This is a genomic window from Caproicibacterium sp. NSD3, from assembly GCF_053613275.1.
Genome location: NZ_CM132119.1, coordinates 822,722 through 840,598 on the forward strand (window position 1 = coordinate 822,722; position 17,877 = coordinate 840,598).

Consider the following 17,877-nt stretch of genomic DNA (forward strand, 5'->3'; position numbering starts at 1 on the left):
AAAATAAAAATACCCAGTTTTTGAGTCAAAGGGGGAAGCATCTTCTGATGGCTTTTTCGATCAAAGAACATTACGATTTTCAGGATATGCTGGAGATCATGAAAATCCTGCGGGCACCGAATGGCTGCCCATGGGATCGGGAACAGGATCATCATTCCATTCGCAATAATTTTATCGAAGAAACTTATGAGGCGGTTGAAGCCATTGATACAGATAATGTCGACCTTATGCGTGAGGAGCTAGGCGATGTTTTGCTGCAGGTGCTTTTTCACTGTCAGATTGAAAGTGAAAAAGGGAATTTTACTTTTGCCGATGTGGTAGATGAATTGGCACATAAGATGATCGAACGTCATCCACATGTCTTTTCTACGGTAAAAGTGAATTCTTCTAAAGAGGTTCTCGAAAATTGGGATGTGATTAAGAATCACACCAAACATCGGGATTCCGGTTCTGAGATATTAAAAGCAGTTTCACCGGCATTGCCCGCGCTGATGCGTGCAGCAAAAGTACAAAAGAAAGCTCAGAAACTTGGTTTTCCAGAAGAAATCGAAGCAGAAGAAAATGAAAAAACAATTTCGCCGGAAAAAGCTGGAGCGTATTTGTTTGAGGCAGTTCGGGCTGTCAAAAAAGCCGGCGTAGAGCCGGAAGAAATGCTCTCCAAAGAAACAGAAGCATATCTCTTGAGATATGAGTCATGGGAAAAATCTTCCGGAAAATAAGATGGTTTGTTCTCGGCATTTGCCGATGAATATGAAAGGAAATTGCTAGAAATTTTAGGAGGTAAAAAGATTATGAACAAAACGGAACTGATCGCTGCCGTAGCAGAAAAGGCTAATCTTTCTAAAAAGGACGCAGATAGTGCAATCGCTGCTGTCATTGATACTGTCGTAGAAACTGTTGCAAAAGAAGATAAGGTTCAGCTGGTAGGTTTTGGTACTTTTGAGTGCCGTCATCGCAGTGCCCGTAAAGGCCGCGATCCCCGTACTAATAAAGAGATCGAAATCCCTGCTTCCAAGATTCCGGCATTTAAGGCTGGCAAAGCGTTTAAGGACGCAGTTTCTAAGTAAGCGAATGATGAATGCGGCAGTGATGTGATTTTTTTAAATCATATTGCTGCCTTTTATTTTTGAAAGAAGGAGACGGCAAAATGCGTCTTGATAAATATCTGAAAGTTTCCAGACTGATTAAACGGCGTACTGTTGCAAATGAAGCTTGTGATGCCGGAAAAGTTTTGGTCAATCAAAAGCCGGCACGAGCCTCTTATGACGTAAAAGAAGGAGATCTTTTGGAGATTACGCTCGGCTCAAAAATGATTCGGGCAAAAGTGCTGTCGGTTCAGGAATATGCGACAAAAGATTATGCGGGAACTATGTATCAAATTCTGGAGGATTCCCAGTCTTAATTGATTTGCAGTAATTACAGGAAAAACAAAATTCGAGTATTTTTTGTTCCGTATTTTTGAAACACTTCTTAAAATTCAAAACATAAAAATCGGCATGATAAAGCATCATGCCGATTTTTTAAGATCAAATATTTTTACTGATTAGGTTTTCTTTACAAACACAGTCTGACATTTCGGACAGGTGATTTCAATTTTTCCCCGTCCTTTTGGAACACGAAGGGTGGCTTTGCATTTTGGACAGTGAAAATACCGATGTGTTTTGTCTTTTTGATGTTTAAAAAGACTTAAAATGCGGCTGGAGATGGGACTCCAAACCCCAAGAAAAGCCTGATTTTCTGCCCAACGTTTTTCGTGATTGCGCGAAAACATTCGGAAAAAGGACCAAATGATAGCGGCAAATCCAACGTAATAAAGGAGCCATAAGCCGGTTAGCTGACCAATGATTGCAAGAATCATATAAAGAACCAGTAAAGCAATATTTAATTGGTCGGTACCGTGTCGCCCATACATAAATTTTTGAAGCCAATTCATCAGAAAGAACAGTCCCTTCTTCACTATTGAAATGATTGTAACGCCAATGGTTGTGAAAAACAATCCTTTTTTAAAAGGATTCATAAAAAGTTCAGGATAATGGAAAGCGTTTTCCAAATTAAATAATTCTAAAAGAGAATTTATTAAATCTTATTTTGCTTATAATGGAAAAAGAACTGTTCAAAAGAATGAAAGAGGAATTATCATGAAGACAGAGACAATTTATTATGAGGAACCGTATTGCAGACGCTTTCGGGGAAAAGTTCTCTCCTGTGAAACAAAAGGGAAAACCTGGCAGGTAGAGCTTGACCGTACTGCTTTTTATCCGGAAGGGGGAGGCCAACCGGGGGATCAGGGAGTTCTTGATACGGTCAATGTGTTGGATACAAAAGAAAAGGACGGCGTTATCTTTCATGAGACGGACCGTCCTTTAAAAGAGGGCTCTTATGTGACGGGCGGAATTAATTGGCCGCTTCGTCTTTCCAGAATGCAGGAGCATACAGGAGAACATATCGTATCAGGAATTATTCATCGGCTGTTTGGCTTTAATAATGTGGGATTTCATATGGGCAGCGAATGTGTTACGTTGGATTTGGACGGCGTTTTAACACAGGATCAGCTGCATATTGTAGAATTGATGGCAAACGATGCGGTCTACCAGAATAAAAAGGTAGAAATCACCTATCCGAGCGAGGAAGAACTAAAAAGGATTGATTATCGCAGCAAAAAGGAATTGACAGGTGCAGTGCGAATTGTAACGATTCCGGGGTATGATGTCTGTGCCTGTTGTGGGACACATGTTTCTTATACCGGAGAGATCGGAGCGATTAAACTGATCGGGTTCTTGCATTATAAAGGCGGAATTCGAATCAGTATGCTCTGCGGAATTCGAGCGATGCAGGATTACGAAGAAAAACAAGACAGCGCAGCAGCTGTTAGTGCCCTTCTTTCTGCAAAGCCGGGAGAGATTGCAAAGGCAGTCGAACGTTTAAAAGAAAGTGAAACGCAGCTTCGTCAAGAAAGTGCTGAACTTCGGCATCAGCTTTTGGAGATGAAAGCAAAAACGCTGGTCCCTCAAAATGGAGTCTTTTGTATTTTTGAAAAAAATTTAAAAGGGGACGATCTGCGCAGCTTTTGTCTGGAACTAAAGAAAAAGAGCCGTTTGGCGGTTGTCTTTAGTGGGGGAAACGGAAGATATCAGTATGCGCTTTCTTCGGACGATGATTCCCGCGTGGTTGGGAAGACGCTCAATGCAGCTCTTCATGGCCGTGGGGGAGGAAAACCGGAATTAGTACAGGGAAGCGTGCAGGCAGAAGAAGAAAAAATCAAAGCTTATTTTCAAAGCCTCAGTGAAAAATAGAACAAAAAAAGGGACGGAAAATTCCGTCCCTTTTTTGTTCTAAGATTTATTTGTGAAAGATCTTTTCTGCATAGCGGACGCTGCCCATTGCATCTTTTCCATAGAAATCCGCATGGATTTTTTCTGCATATTGAGGATTTAAAACGGCACCGCCCACCATCACTTTGCATTTTGGAGCCTTTTGGTGGAGCAGCTTAATGGTTTCTTCCATATTGACGACCGTTGTAGTCATCAGTGCAGAGAGTCCACAGAGTTTCACCCCATTTTGCTCGACTGCTTCTAGAATTTTCTGTGGGTCAACGTCTTTTCCTAAATCAATGACATCGTATCCGTAGTTTTCCAAAAGCACTTTAACGATGTTTTTTCCAATGTCATGGATATCTCCCTTGACGGTAGCAAGAACAATTTTCGCTTTCTTTTGAGTGGAACCTGATTTTCTCATTTCGTTTTGCAAGACTTCAAAGGCGGATTTGGCAGCTTCTGCGCTCATCAAAAGTTGCGGGAGAAACAGGGCGCCTTCTTCAAAGTCTTTGCCAACTTTATCGAGTGCGGGCATCAGATGCTGATTGATGATCTGGAGCGGAGAAATTCCCTCATTTAGGAGTGCCGCGGCTGTGTCGTGCGCACTTTCTTTCAGCCCTTTTTCGATCGCTTTTCGAAAAGCATCTTGAAGGTCATTCGGAGTAATTTCTTTTTCAGAAACAGAAGTTAAGATCTTTTGGGAGACCGTTTTTTGCGGCTTTACATCTTTATAGGCGGTGATGTATTCCATGCACTGTGCGTCAAACCCCATCAGTGCATTGTAGGAGCGAAAAGCATCCATCATAGCGCCGTTATTTGGGTTCATGATGGCGGCGGAAAGGCCGGATTGCATTGCCGTTATAAAGAAAGCAGCATTGATCTTTTCCCGGCAGGGAAGGCCAAAGGAAATATTAGATACACCAAGGGATGTCTTCATCCCCAGCTCTTCATGGACACGACGAAGTGTTTCCAGCGTAACGGCGGCACTTTTCTGTCTGGCAGAAATCGTCATTGCAAGGGCGTCAATGATCAAATCCTTTTTTGGGATCCCGTATTTTTGCGCTTCCTTTTGGATTTTCTCAGCAATTTTAATCCGGCCGTCAGCGGTTTCCGGGATTCCGGATTCATCGAGCGTTAAAGCAATGACAGCACCACCGTATTTTTTGACTAAAGGGAAGATGGAATCCATGACTTCCTGTTTGCCGTTTACGCTGTTGATGAGAGGCTTTCCGTTATAAATGCGAAGTGCATTTTCCATTGCAGCGGGATCGCTGGTATCGAGCTGCAACGGAAGATCAGTGATTCCCTGCAAGGCTTTTGTGATCTCAGGAAGAAGCTTTTTTTCATCAATATCCGGAAGACCGACGTTAACATCCAGCACATCAGCACCGTTTTCCTGCTGTGTGATTCCTTCCCGCAGAATATAATCGGTATCGTTTTCCTGCAGTGCTTGCTGAAAACGTTTTTTTCCGGTAGGGTTGATTCGTTCCCCAATAAGAATTGTGCGATCCTTTAGAAAAACAGCGTGACTATAGCTCGAAATGACAGTCTCATCGTGGACGGTAAGCGGCTTCGGAACGATTTCTCTGCAGGCTTCGACCGTTTTGCGAAGATAGTCCGGCGTTGTGCCGCAGCATCCACCCAAAATCCATGCTCCGTCTTCTGCCATTTCCCGCATTGCTGCCGCAAACTGGTCGGGGGTAACATCATAGAGCGTTTCTCCGTTTATCACTCTTGGAAGACCCGCATTAGGCTGAATCAAGATCGGAAGAGAAGTGCATTTTTGCAGGCGCGGCAGAAATTGTTTCATCTGATTAGGACCAAGCCCGCAGTTAAAACCAATCGCGTCCGCATGCAGACTTTCCAGCAAAACAGCGGCCGCTTCAATATCGCCGCCGGTTAAAAGTTTTCCCTTTTCGTCGAAAGTCATCGTGGCAAGTACCGGGAGCGAGGTCGCTTCTTTGGCGGCAAGCAGTGCCGCTTTGCATTCGAAAGTATCGCTCATGGTTTCGATCAAAATCAAATCGGCACCGGCTTTTTCGCCTGCCGAAGCAGCTTCAAAATAGGCTTCATATGCTTCTTCAAAATCGAGATCTCCCATAGGTTTTAGGAGATGTCCGGTTGGTCCCATATCGAGGGCAACGAGCTTTCCTCTGGGAACGGCAGCTTCTTTGGCTAATGTAACGGCCGCTGTGACAATATCTTTTACAGGAGTTTTTCCTTGCAGTTTGATTTTGTTGGCGCCAAAAGTGTTGGTCGTGATGATATCAGAACCAGCTCGAAGATAGTCTTCATGAATCTTTTTCAGAATTTCCGGATGCGAAAGATTCCAGAGCTCTGGTGTTTCTCCGGCTTTGAGCCCGTATTTTTGCAGTTGTGTTCCCATCGCACCATCAAAAAAGAGAATGCGTTTTCCTAAAGTCTCTAAAAAATTCATAAAAATCTCCCTTCTTGTTCTGTGAAAAATAATTTTTATGCATCTGGATCTCGAAATTCGCAGTCCGTTTTTTTGCAGGAGCTGCAATGCCCTTCATGGCAGTCTTGTCCTTCTGTGGTGACGCCGATAACTGCCGTTACGCTTTTGGAGGGGGCAAGAATATCACTTTCGGTAGCAGTCAGACCAATTCGTTTTTCGGCCTCTAAAATTCGAAGCAGAGAGCCTTGACCTGAAAGCGGGAAATCCCCATAACCCGGAGAAAAGCGTGGCTTGAGAAAGAGACCGTCTGAATGAATAGACGACCGCAGGGAAGAGCAGATCTCATTGCAGTAGGCTTCGATCAACGCTGCGGAACTTGCCTGATAAATTAAGGCAAGACTCATATCTTGTGCGGTTACGCGGCGAATCAGAAGATCGGGCGCGGGACCAAGTGTCGCTGCAAAAAGATAGGCGCTTTTACAGAGATTAAGATGGTGGGCTAAATCACGGCTTTCTGTTTTAAAAGGGCCAATTTTGCAGAGAGAATCGGATAATGTTACCGGATAGTTTGCATAAATGCTTCGCAGCCGAATTTTATCTGAGAGTTCTTTTAAGCAGGATTCGATCCGTTCTCTGGTTCGGGGATCGGCCGGATGTCCCCGAAAGCCCAGATAACGTTCGATTTCCAGACGGTTAATTTCCATCGCAGGAGATGACGTCGGAGAGATTGTAAAAAATTGCCGCGGCAATATCCGGCTTGTTCATCGTATAAATATGGATGTGCGGAACCCCATTGCTGATCAAGTTGATGATCTGCTCGGTAGCATAAGCAATTCCAGCCTGTTTCATTGCTTTCGGGTCGGAACCAAAGCGGTCGGCGATCGCTTTGAATCGCTGGGGAAGGATTGTTCCGGAAAGAGAGCAGATGCGGGTGATCTGTTTTGCATTTGTTACCGGCATAACGCCTGCAATAATCGGCACATTGACGCCGCCTGCCAGAGCACGAAACATAAAATTATAGAACAGATCATTATCGAAGAACATCTGGCTCGTCAGAAAATCGCAGCCGGCCTCGACTTTTTCCCGCAGGTGGCGAATATCCTCCGTCTTATGCGCACATTCCACATGGCCTTCCGGATAGCAGGCTCCGCCGATACAAAAGTCACCCCGTGCTTTAATTTCCCGAATCAGTTCGCTCGCATAGTGATATTGATTTGGTGTGGGGAAATCTTTGCCTTCCGGGATATCGCCTCTCAGTGCCAAAATGTTTTCGATCCCAGCTTTTTTCAGCTCTGAGAGGCGCTCAGAAATCTCGTCCCGCGTAGAAGAGACACAGGTTAAGTGTGCAAGAGCCGGCACATGATTTTTTTGAACCTCCTGTGCAATTCGAACGGTTGTCGCACTTGTTCCGCCGCCTGCTCCGTAAGTGACGCTCATAAAAGAGGGGCGCAGGGCGGCAATCTGCTTTACAACTTCCTGCGCCTGCGGCAGATCTTCTCCCTTTTTGGGAGGAAACAGCTCACAGGAAATGGTAGTGTGTCCGCTATTTAATAAGTCGATAATTTTCATAATGAAATCCCCTTTTGTAACTGCACCAATCTTTTGTTTCATATTATAACAAAAAAGGTAGGAAAAAGAAACTCCCTTTTTAAAAAGGAAAAAGCAGAGCTTAATGGGGGAAAACAGGCAGTTTTTCTTGTCATTTTGTATCAAATGATTTATAATGCAAACTATGTGACACTTATTTTATTTTGGCTTTAAAGTAAGGAAAAAAGAGAAAAGAGAAGGATTTTTAAAAGATGCAAGAGAGAGAAAAGTTTTCATCGCGCCTGGGATTTCTGCTGATTTCCGCAGGATGTGCAATCGGTCTTGGCAATGTTTGGAGATTCCCTTATATTACGGGGAAATATGGCGGTGGTGCATTTGTGCTGGTGTACCTATTTTTCCTTTTGATTCTGGGACTGCCGATTATGGTCATGGAATTTTCAGTAGGGCGTGCAAGCCAGAAGAGCGCGGCGCGTTCTTTTCATGTCCTGGAGCCTGCGGGCAGCAAATGGCATCTCTACAGTTATGGAGCAATCGCAGGAAACTTTCTGCTGATGATGTTCTATACGACGGTTGCCGGCTGGATGCTGGATTATTTTGTGAAATTTTTAAGAGGCGAATTTCAGGGGCGTTCTCCGGAAGAAGTGAAAACAGTTTTCGGAGCGATGCTCGCAAATTCCGGTGAAATGACCTTTTGGATGGTTGTTGTTGTTCTGCTGGGCTTTGGGATTTGTGCCATGGGGCTGAAAAACGGAGTAGAGCGAATCAACAAGATCATGATGGTCAGCCTATTTGTGGTAATGGTTATTTTGGCGGTTCGTTCGGTAACGCTGCCGGGCGCTGCAGAAGGAATGAAATTTTATCTGCTGCCGGATTTTGGGCGTATGATGGAGGCAGGTTTCGGAGAAGCCGTTTTTGCAGCGATGGGACAGGCTTTCTTTACCCTCAGTCTTGGAATCGGTGCGCTTGCTATTTTTGGCAGCTATATTGGGAAAGACCGTTCTCTGACAGGAGAAAGCATCAGAATCGCTGGATTGGATACCTTTGTCGCTCTGGTTGCCGGCATGATTATTTTTCCGGCATGCTTTGCATTTAATATTCCGACGGATAGCGGTCCGGGGCTTGTATTTATTACCTTGCCGAATGTCTTTGAACAAATGTCCGGAGGAAAAATCTGGGGTGCGCTTTTCTTCCTGTTTATGAGTTTTGCAGCTTTGAGCACGGTAATCGCTGTTTTTGAAAACTTATGCGCCTTTGGAATGGAGCTCAAACACTGGAGTCGGAAAAAAGCAGTGTTAATTAATTTGGTCCTTGTTTTGGTCCTGTCGCTTCCCTGTGTGTTGGGCTTTAATCTGTGGAGCGGATTTACTCCTTTTGGTGTGGGCTCAACGGTACAGGATCTCGAGGACTTTTTGGTGAGCAACAATCTCCTTCCGCTAGGCAGCCTTGTTTATTTACTGTTTTGCGTTTCGAAAAAAGGCTGGGGTTGGGATCACTTTATCGAAGAAGCCAACAGCGGAGAAGGCCTTAAATTTCCAAAATCGATTCGCTTTTACGTGACTTGGGTGCTGCCTTTTATTGTGCTGCTCATTTTTGTGCAGGGATATCTGGCAAAATTCTGGCCGGGAGTTTTTAATGTCTGAACATTGAGCAGAACAGAGTGTTGAAAAAAGAAGGTGAAAGCTTGGATAAGAGTGCTGTGCGTGAAGTAGCGCAGAAAGCTAGACAGCAGTTGGAAGAAATGGTTCAAAAAAATCTTTCTGCACTTCATGCCTGTCGCCTTTCGGGGGATGCTGCTTTTCGGCGGGATATTCTCCTCAAAGAAGAAGAGCAGCAAGGAACTTTGGCACTTTGCAAAAAAGCTGCTTACCGATTTTTTCGGGAACTGATTGCAGTTCGGTATATGGAACTAAATGGCTATCTGCCATATCGGGTTCTGTCTTCTCAAAATGTAGATACGATTGAGCCGGATTTTTTGGCGCATTGGCTTTTAACCCATCAAGATACCCTGGATCGGGATGCGCTTTTTACCAAGTTGTTTCAAAAGACGTGCCTGTCCCTTGCTTCTCAGATGCCGGATTATTTTCCAGTGCCGGATGAGATGGATTTGCTTCTCAGCTTAAGTTATCGGAAAGGCGTTGTCCGAACCTTGTGCGACGGCCTTCCAGAGCAGGAATGGCTGGGACAGGTAGAATTGATCGGCTGGCTTTATCAGTCTTATCACCTACAAGAAAAAAATGCGGCGATTGACCTTTATGCCGGCAAAGTTAAAATGAAAAATTTGACTGCGGCAACACAGTTCTTTACGACGGATTGGGTCGTTCGATATATGGTCGAAAATTCTCTTGGCAGGATCTGGCTGGAAGGACACCCGGAAAGCCATCTGCGCAGAGAGATGCCCTATTATCTTGATCTTCCGAAAAAAGCGCCAAAAACGCCGCGTACTCCGATGGAACCGAGAGATTTAAAAATTCTCGATCCCTGTATGGGCGGCGGACATATCCTTGTCTATGCTTTTGAACTCTTGCTCAAAATTTATTCGGAATGTGGGGTTCCGCCGAAACGTGCGGCTTCGCTGATTTTGCAGGACAATCTTTATGGACTGGATATTGACGAGCGCAGCCGCGAATTGACGGCGTTTGCACTTTTAATGAAAGCTCGTTCCTGCGATTCGGATATTTTTGAGAAGGGTGTTACTTTGCATTTTGCGGCGATTCATCACAGCCGCAAAATTGATAAAGAAGCACTTCACTATGCGTCTGGTGGAAACGAAGCTTTATATGACGATTTACAGAAGCTGACGGCTGCTTTTTATTATGGCGATCAGTTTGGTTCGATCCTTAATGCTCCAAAGGTAGACCTCAAAGCACTTAAATCTCGCTTTTCTGTGATTCGCGGGGAACAGTACCCGGATAATTTGTTCCGCATGGAAGCACAGCGAAAAGCCCTGCAGGAATTGTGGCCGCTTGTTTGCCAAGCTGAGATTATGGGGCAAAAGTACATGTGCGTTGTCACGAATCCGCCCTATCTTAACCATATGGATAAGCCGCTTAGAAATTATGTAGACAAAAATTTTCCGGATTATAATAACGATCTTTTTGCAGTCTTTATGGTACATAATTTTGACTTTTGTAAAGAAGATGGTTATTGCGCATTCATGACGCCGTTTGTCTGGATGTTTATCAAATCTTATGAATCGCTGCGGCACTTTTTGATTCGGGAAAAAAGTGTTTCTTCTCTAATACAAATGGAATATTCTGCTTTTGAAGAAGCGACAGTTCCACTTTGTTCTTTTGTTTTGCAGAACCAGAAGGAAAAATATCCGGGGGTTTATCTGCGCCTGACGGATTACAAAGGGGGCATGGAAGAGCAGAAAAAGCGTGTCCTTTATGATTCCCTTCATCCGGACAGCAAAGATCATTTTGAAGCATCTTTAAAAGATTTCGGAGAGATTCCGGGAATGCCGTTTGCCTATTGGGCCAATCGAAATGTTGGCAGGGCCTTTCAGGAGGGTGCGCCTCTCGGAAAAGTCGCACAGATCAGCAATGGACTTTTTACCTGCAATAATCAGCGCTTTTTGAGATTCTGGTATGAGGTAGAGCCGGAGGAAATTGATTTCTGGTGTGAAGATGAGTCTGATTGCCGAATGAGCGGAAAACGCTGGTTCCCTTATAATAAAGGCGGTGCCTTTCGAAAATGGTATGGGAATCAGCTCTATGTAGTGGATTTTGCGGATTTTGGCAGGGATATTTGTGCTTACCGAGTCAAAAGCGGACAGTCTGCGGCGATGCCCGGTAGGCAAAATTATTTTCAGCCCAGTCTTTCCTGGTCTTTTGTCAGTTCCAGCACGTTTGGAGTACGGTATTATCCGAAAGGATTTGTTTTTGATATTGCGGGCTCTTCGATTTTTCCACCAAAAGAGGACCGGCTGTATCGCCTGGGATTTCTGAATTCTTCCACAGCATTTCAGATTTTGGGCTTTTTGAATCCAACTCTCAATTATCAGGCCGGGAATCTTGCTCTTCTGCCGATTTTGGAAAGTTCAGAAAAAGAACAGATTTGGCGACTGGTACAAAGAAATATTGACCTTTGCAAAGCGGACTGGGACGACCATGAAATCAGTTGGAATTTTAACGGAAATCCGCTTCTGAAAACAGGCGCGCCGACTTTGCAGGAGGCTGTGAAAATTTGGAGCCGACAGATAGAAGACCGCAGAAAAGAACTGCGGCAGAATGAAGAAAAGATCAACCACCATTTTGCAGATCTGTATCAGACCGGTGCGCTGGTCGAGGTGGAAAATAAAGCGCTTTCGATTGCACCTCCGGAACCGGAAAAGGCAATCAAAGAGCTTGCTTCTTATTTTGTCGGACTATTATTTGGACGTTATACAGAAGATCATTTTCATATTCATACGAAATCTGTCTCTTGGTGCAGTCCCTGCAAAATTGCATCTGCTTTTTCAGAGTTTCTCGAAAAACGTTTTGGAGAAACTGCGGTTTCCTTTGCTGCTTCATTTTTAGGAAAGGGAACAGCGGAAAAAGGGTTAGAAACGTACTTTGAAAAAAAGTTTTTTGCAGAACATTGCAAGCTTTACCACAAAAGGCCAATTTATTGGCAGGTAAAAAGCGGAGAGAAAGAGTTTGTTTATTATCATGGGGAAGTTTGGAAGTCCTTCTGCAAAATTGCAGAGAGCGATCCCCAAAGCGAGATACCAAAATCGATACTTTCTTCAGAGCTTCCTCTTGATCGCAGCCTTGGAATTTCTCAGAATTATGAGTCATATCAAGAGATTTTGCGGAAGATCCCATAAACAAAAGAAAGAGCAGATTTTTGTGAGAGTTTTTCTTCACAAAGTCTGCTCTTTTCATTGATCGTTGAAATTTCATCTATGATTCTATTGAAAATCTGCGTTTTACATCATTTTCAGAAAGTGCCATACTATTATAAAGGTCAGCTTCTTTTCCGATTGGAAGAGAACATCTTTCCGGCAGGACAGCGTAATAATATCCGCCGTTACTTTCTTCAAGAAAGAAAACATTTTGACCTTTGCAGAAAGACGAAAATTGTGCCGAAAATTCATGACTGCTGTATTTCTGCGATTCCAAAAAAATCCGCAGAAGGGGAATAGAAGGATTATGGGCATAATAAAACGAGGTATATCCATTTTGGGAAGATTCATCAAAAACAGTCTCCTGTGTGTAAAGAGAATCTTGAGAGACCCAGCAGAGTGGAATTTGAAAAGTAAAATGCAGCTGATCATCTTGATAGAATTCCGCAGTTTCCGGCTGTGAAGCGATAGAAGAGGATGAGACAGGCTGTTTATAAGGAGCTTGTCCGGAGCAACCCGAGATTTCCAGCATAAAAAATAAAAAGCATTCGCAACATAATAGGATTCGAATCCATTTTTGTTTGCCCATTTTGTCACCTCGCTTTTGAGATTACTAAAATTCATCATAATAAAGTAGGAGTAAGAAAGTCAATGAATTCATCGGAATTGTAATAGAAGGTTACAGGATTGTGATTGACTTTTTCAATAAAATAAAATACAATAAATCGGTTTATGACAAAAATATTGGAGGAAATCATGAAACAGTTTGACTATGATTTATTAGTGATTGGGGCTGGCCCTGCGGGAATTTTTACCGCTTTGGAAATGAATCGGCTGGCGCCGGAAAAGAAAGTCTTGATTATAGATTCCGGCAGCGCGATTGCAAAAAGAACATGCCCGGCCAGAACCAGCGGTCAATGTGCGCATTGCAAGACCTGCAATATTATGAACGGCTGGGCAGGAGCCGGTGCGTTTTCAGACGGAAAGCTTTCTCTTTCGGAGGAAGTCGGCGGGCATATTACAGATTTTATGAGCGCACAGGAAGCGGAACAGATGATTCATTACTGCGATGAAATCTATCTGAAATTTGGTGCGCCCCAAAAAGTGTTTGGAGAAGGCAACAAATTTGCCGATAAGATTGCCTATGAGGCCCGCAGGGAAAATATTCAGCTGATTCATTGTCCGGTGCGTCATATGGGAACAGAATACAGCTTTCAAGTTCTCAGCGCCATGTATGATTATTTAGCTGCACAGCCGAATTTTGAGTTCCGTGCGCATACGACTGCCGATACCATTTTTATAGAAGACGGCCGTGCCTGTGGAGCATATCTTTTAGGGCCGGACGGAAAAAGAGAACTTGTGAGGGCTCAGCGTGTTGTGGCAGCTCCCGGCCGCGGCGGCGCAGATTGGCTGAATCGGATCAGCAAAGAAACCGGGCTGTCGGTTACCAATAACGAAGTGGATATTGGAGTGCGGGTAGAAGTACCGAATGCGGTGATGGATCACCTGACGAAAAATCTTTATGAAGCAAAATTGATTTATTATTCCGATACTTTTGAGAATAAAGTGCGTACTTTTTGCATGAATCCGGGAGGAATCGTCAGCGAAGAACATTATGACGGTCCTAACGGAGGAATTGCAGTTGTAAACGGGCATTCTTATGCGGATGAAGATCGCCACAGCGATAATACGAACTTTGCACTGCTGGTTTCTACAAAATTCACGCAGCCGTTCCATCAGCCGATTGAATACGGCCGATATATTGCACAGTTGGGGAATATGCTTACCGGCGGCGGAATTATGGTACAGCGGCTGGGAGATTTGCTTTTGGGACGCCGTACCGATGAGACGCGGCTGCAGAAAAGCACTACGATTCCGACGCTGAAAAACGCGGTGCCGGGAGATCTTTCCTTTGTCCTGCCGCATCGTCATTTAACTTCTATCGTAGAGACACTGCGGGCGCTTGATAAGCTGGCACCGGGCCTTTACAGCAGGAATACGCTGCTTTATGGAGTGGAAGTCAAGTTCTATTCCGCTAAAGTCGCGGTCGATCAGAATTTTGAAACTCAGATTCCGGCACTTTATGCCATCGGCGACGGCGCCGGGATCACTCGTGGGCTGATGCAGGCATCCGTTACCGGAGTGATGGCAGCTCGTCATATTATAGAGAGCCTGAAAGAAACTGATTAAAATAAAGTTTTTGTGTGATGGCTTTTTGAAAAACAAAGGAATTTAATCATAATCGTTTTCTGGGCGCATACTTTTTGAAAGAGATTCTTTTATGGGGGTGCGCTCATGGAAAACAGGGTACGGAATTATTTTGTGGATGCTAACACGGCCAGAGGATGGATCGATTTTTACGATTCTAATTTTAGTCCTTTGGAGACGGCCATCTGCCTTTATGGCTGGCCGTCGATGATGATTTCTGAATTGATTGCCGATATTTGCCATACGGCGAAAGAAGAAGAGACCTCAATCGAGCTGATTCATGACAGCTTGGATAATCATATGGCAGGAATTATTTTGCCAAAGTTTTCTGCCGGCATTATAAATGAACCGATTTTTGCAGGGTATAGCGTTCAACGTTTGCTCGGCGGAAAAGAATTGGATTGTGCGTTTGCTGCACTGCAGCAGGCCAAAGAAGATTTTGCCTCTGCACTTAAAGTTCATGATGGATGGGAGAAAATTTATCTGGAGCGGATTGACTTTCAAAAGTTAGATCAGGCATTTACTTTTACGGCAGACCGCTTGCTCCAGGATACTTTGCCCAAAACTGGAAAGGCCGTTCATCGCTTTTTCGGTGCAGCAACTGCGGATGGTTCTCTCGATTACATTCCAAATTTGACAGAAGACCTGAGCCGCAGAATCTTTTTAAAGGGACGTCCGGGTACTGGAAAATCGACTTTGCTTAAGCGCTTTGCGCATAAAGCAATGGAATCCGGATATGATTGTGAAATTTATCATTGCGGCTTTGACCCGGATAGCTTGGATATGGTAATTGTGCGAGAGCTTTCTCTTTGCATCCTTGACAGTACGGCTCCGCATGAATATCAACCTTCCCGCCCGGGAGACGAAGTGCTGGATCTTTATAAAGCAGCGGTTGTTCCACATACCGATGAAACTTGTGCCGCGGAATTAGCAGCCAGTGCAGCAGCGTACCACACACAGATCAATAAAGCCGTTGCTGCTCTTTCACAGGCAAAAGAATTTCTGAACGAACATTCCAAGAAAATTTTGGAAGAGGTTCGAATGGAACATTTTTGTGCATTGCGGGATGAAATTACAGAGAAAATTTTCTCATAGCCTTTCTTTACAATATTAGAATTCTTTATTATGAGCCGTGGTTTTTAGAAACTGCGGCTCGTTTTTTGAAAAAAGGCTTTTTAAAAAGAGCGGTTGACAAAAAGTATGGGACCCGATAAACTAAAAACAGATGTTTAGCAGAAAGTAGGGAAGATTTGTTGAAAAGAGTCAATAAAATTGCCATTATTGGCGGTGGCATTTCCGGACTTGCTGCCGGAATCTGGGGACAGAAGCAAGGATTCCAAACGGTTATTTTTGATAAGAACAGTGCACCCGGCGGCTTTTGCGCCGGATGGAAAGCAGGAGTGCAGCAGGTTGGATTTTGCTTTCGCGGGCTGATTGGGACAAAAGAAAATACGGCGCTAAACCATTTATGGAGAGAGACAGGGGCTCTTGGGAATACATTGATTATTGAGCCGGAAAGTTTTTTAAGCATTTCGGAAAATGATAGGTCTATTACACTCTGGCAGGATTTGGAACGCTTTGAACGCGAGGCAAAGAAGCTTTCTCCAGAGGATGCCCCCACTATTTCTATGTTTTGCGATGCAATTCGTACGGTTGCAGAGTATGAAATTCCGGCCCAAAAGCCGGATGAACTTTTAGGGCCGTTGGAGCGCTTAAAAACTGGGAATAAAGAAGCGGAAAAGCTTTTGCAGAAAGCTTCCGAAGTCAGCATGAAGCAGTTTGTTAATGAGTTCAGAAACCCGGTGCTGCGGCGCCTGTTTTCTTCGGTTCAGCCCCAGAATGGAACATTCGCGTTATTTTTGTTTCAGTATGCGATGTTCGTCAGCGGAAACTGTGGACTTCCCGTTGGAGGCGCTGCTGCCTTGGTGAGGAGAATGGCAGAGCAATATCAGCACCTAGGCGGAGTTTTGCGGCTAAATGCCACTGTTGAGCAGATCTTGACGGCAAATGGAGCGGCAAGAGGAATTGAACTGCATAGCGGCGAACGCTATTTTTCTCATTGGACGGTTGCAGCATGTGATCCGGATGTTACGACTCATCATCTGATTTCCCCTGATACAGAATTGGATAAAAATTTTCAGCAACGATATGAAGACCGACTTCACAATCCGATTTTTACCGGCTTTTACTGTGTGTTTCGTACGAATCAGGATCCCGGACTGATGCTGCATATGCAGGATTTTGAGGTGGACCCTTTTTCGATCGGAAAAACTTTGATTAACCGTCTCTGTTTGATACAGTCGAGCTATGATTCTCAACTGGGACAAAATGGGAACGCTCAGTTTGTGTGTCCAATTCCGCAGGCGGAAGAGAGTTACAATTATTGGGTGGAATTGTCTCAAAACGAAGTTTTGTATGAGGCGGAGACAAATAAGATTATGAAAAAAGTGCTGGAACAGCTTCAGAAAAAATTTCCTGAATTGGATTTAAAGCCTGTATGCTGTGCAGCACCGGATTTTTTCAGCCGACGTTTTGGTGCTTATCATGGAACTTGGAGCCCATTTATTGCACTGCCGGGGAATAAATATCAGCCGATGCCGTTTATGGTGCCGGGAGTCCGTCGGCTGCTTCTTTCCGGCCAGTGGATGCACGCAGAAGGCGGTCTTCATGCCGCATTGATCGAAGGCCGCTTTTCAATTCAGCGTATTTGTCATAACGAACGACTGCCATTTTCTGAATAAATGAAAGACAAATATCCAAAATAATGTTGCTTGGGAAAAGTTTCTGCTTCTTTTTTGGCTTTGAGTGTGCTAGAATAAAGGCGTTTTAGAAAAAAACTAAGCAATTAGTTTAGATAATTTGTCTATTATATAATTTGAAAGAGGTTGAACTTCTTATGATGTGGGATTCTGTAGATTTAAAAGCATATCATGATTGTGTCGCTGATCTTTTGGGAACAAAAGAAGTCAATGAAATGCGCGATCTGGATCACCATGCACATATCAGCTGTTATGAACACTCAGTGTTTGTTTCCTATTTAAGTTTTCGAATCTGCCGCAGGCTGCATATTGATTATCGGGCGGCTGCCAGAGGGGGACTTTTGCACGATTTATTTCTCTATGATTGGCATACGGATCCGCATGAGGGGCTGCATGGATTTTCTCATCCGAAAGCAGCGCTAAAAAACGCAAAGGAATTATGTCTGCTGACTCCTAAGGAAGAGGATATTATTTTAAAGCATATGTGGCCTCTTACTTTGCGTCAGGTTCCAAAATATCGCGAATCTTTTGTTGTTTCGGGGGCTGATAAGCTTTGTGCGTTGATGGAGATGTTTTCATTTTACAGGATTTTGAAGATTAAACGCCACCTCGCTCTAGCAGTTTAAAGCGTTTTCTACAAAAATGCAGGATTGGAAAGTCATAATTACAAAAATTCACTAAAAATATGGTGATAGCTTTAAAATGAAGAGTTTTTTGCATTTTTTTACTTGCCAACCGTAAATGTGCGCGCTATAATAATACAAAGCACGGGTGCTTGACCAGAAGAGGGAGAGCGCCTTTTTTTGT

At 44.0% G+C, this 17,877-nt stretch carries 15 protein-coding genes; 10 read left to right on the forward strand and 5 right to left on the reverse strand.

The annotated features are described in order from the left end of the window. Positions 1 to 47: 47 nt before the first annotated feature. The 3 genes from mazG (at position 48) to ACVS9P_RS04045 (ending at position 1,402) form a co-directional block, all read left to right on the forward strand. Positions 48 to 719, forward strand: a complete 672-nt coding sequence (mazG, locus tag ACVS9P_RS04035) for a nucleoside triphosphate pyrophosphohydrolase (RefSeq protein WP_452104355.1) — start codon at positions 48 to 50, stop codon at positions 717 to 719. A gap of 72 nt (positions 720 to 791) precedes the next feature. Further along, positions 792 to 1,067 carry an HU family DNA-binding protein gene (locus ACVS9P_RS04040; protein ID WP_180341093.1) on the forward strand — a complete coding sequence of 92 codons (276 nt, stop codon included), beginning with the start codon at positions 792 to 794 and terminating at the stop codon, positions 1,065 to 1,067. Positions 1,068 to 1,147: 80 nt separating this feature from the next. Beyond that, a complete protein-coding gene (locus tag ACVS9P_RS04045) occupies positions 1,148 to 1,402 on the forward strand; it encodes an RNA-binding S4 domain-containing protein (RefSeq protein ID WP_266163070.1) in 255 nt (84 codons plus the stop codon). A 141-nt stretch (positions 1,403 to 1,543) separates the two neighbouring features. On the opposite strand, the gene ACVS9P_RS04050 is transcribed toward ACVS9P_RS04045, so the two are convergent. After that, a complete protein-coding gene (locus ACVS9P_RS04050; protein WP_452104356.1) occupies positions 1,544 to 1,933 on the reverse strand; it encodes a hypothetical protein in 390 nt (129 codons plus the stop codon). Positions 1,934 to 2,138: 205 nt separating this feature from the next. On the opposite strand from ACVS9P_RS04050, the gene ACVS9P_RS04055 reads away from it, so the two are divergent. Continuing rightward, a complete protein-coding gene (locus ACVS9P_RS04055; RefSeq protein ID WP_452104357.1) occupies positions 2,139 to 3,293 on the forward strand; it encodes an alanyl-tRNA editing protein in 1,155 nt (384 codons plus the stop codon). A gap of 46 nt (positions 3,294 to 3,339) precedes the next feature. On the opposite strand, the gene ACVS9P_RS04060 is transcribed toward ACVS9P_RS04055, so the two are convergent. The 3 genes from ACVS9P_RS04060 to metF are packed head-to-tail and all read right to left on the reverse strand — an operon-like array spanning position 3,340 to position 7,299. After that, the gene (locus ACVS9P_RS04060) at positions 3,340 to 5,751 is read right to left on the reverse strand and encodes a homocysteine S-methyltransferase family protein (RefSeq protein WP_452104358.1); all 2,412 of its coding nucleotides are present in this window, start codon (positions 5,749 to 5,751) and stop codon (positions 3,340 to 3,342) included. Between the two features lie 35 nt (positions 5,752 to 5,786). Beyond that, positions 5,787 to 6,434 (reverse strand): Vitamin B12 dependent methionine synthase activation subunit, encoded by a 648-nt coding sequence (locus ACVS9P_RS04065; RefSeq protein ID WP_452104359.1) that lies wholly within the window; start codon positions 6,432 to 6,434, stop codon positions 5,787 to 5,789. Then, positions 6,424 to 7,299 (reverse strand): methylenetetrahydrofolate reductase [NAD(P)H], encoded by an 876-nt coding sequence (gene metF, locus ACVS9P_RS04070; RefSeq protein ID WP_452104360.1) that lies wholly within the window; start codon positions 7,297 to 7,299, stop codon positions 6,424 to 6,426. Before metF ends, ACVS9P_RS04065 begins: the two co-directional genes overlap by 11 nt. 230 nt (positions 7,300 to 7,529) lie before the next feature. Between metF and ACVS9P_RS04075 the strand changes: the two genes are divergently transcribed. Next, positions 7,530 to 8,918, forward strand: coding sequence for a sodium-dependent transporter (locus ACVS9P_RS04075; protein ID WP_452104361.1), 1,389 nt, complete (start codon positions 7,530 to 7,532; stop codon positions 8,916 to 8,918). A gap of 20 nt (positions 8,919 to 8,938) precedes the next feature. Continuing rightward, positions 8,939 to 12,085, forward strand: coding sequence for a BREX-1 system adenine-specific DNA-methyltransferase PglX (gene pglX, locus ACVS9P_RS04080; protein ID WP_452104362.1), 3,147 nt, complete (start codon positions 8,939 to 8,941; stop codon positions 12,083 to 12,085). Between the two features lie 76 nt (positions 12,086 to 12,161). Here the strand turns inward: pglX and ACVS9P_RS04085 are convergent, their stop codons facing one another. Further along, entirely contained in the window at positions 12,162 to 12,692 is a 531-nt protein-coding gene (locus ACVS9P_RS04085) for a hypothetical protein (protein WP_452104363.1), read from the reverse strand. Positions 12,693 to 12,859: 167 nt separating this feature from the next. Between ACVS9P_RS04085 and ACVS9P_RS04090 the strand changes: the two genes are divergently transcribed. The 4 genes from ACVS9P_RS04090 to ACVS9P_RS04105 all read left to right on the forward strand — a co-directional run bounded on the left by ACVS9P_RS04090 (position 12,860) and on the right by ACVS9P_RS04105 (position 17,696). Then, on the forward strand, positions 12,860 to 14,293 hold the full coding sequence (locus ACVS9P_RS04090) for an NAD(P)/FAD-dependent oxidoreductase (protein ID WP_452104364.1): 1,434 nt from the start codon (positions 12,860 to 12,862) through the stop codon (positions 14,291 to 14,293). A gap of 105 nt (positions 14,294 to 14,398) precedes the next feature. After that, positions 14,399 to 15,406, forward strand: coding sequence for a hypothetical protein (locus ACVS9P_RS04095; RefSeq protein ID WP_452104365.1), 1,008 nt, complete (start codon positions 14,399 to 14,401; stop codon positions 15,404 to 15,406). 158 nt (positions 15,407 to 15,564) lie between these two features. Beyond that, the gene (locus ACVS9P_RS04100; protein ID WP_452104366.1) at positions 15,565 to 17,052 is read left to right on the forward strand and encodes a phytoene desaturase family protein; all 1,488 of its coding nucleotides are present in this window, start codon (positions 15,565 to 15,567) and stop codon (positions 17,050 to 17,052) included. A 155-nt stretch (positions 17,053 to 17,207) separates the two neighbouring features. Next, positions 17,208 to 17,696, forward strand: coding sequence for an HD domain-containing protein (locus ACVS9P_RS04105; RefSeq protein ID WP_452104367.1), 489 nt, complete (start codon positions 17,208 to 17,210; stop codon positions 17,694 to 17,696). The last annotated feature ends 181 nt before the right edge of the window (positions 17,697 to 17,877 follow it).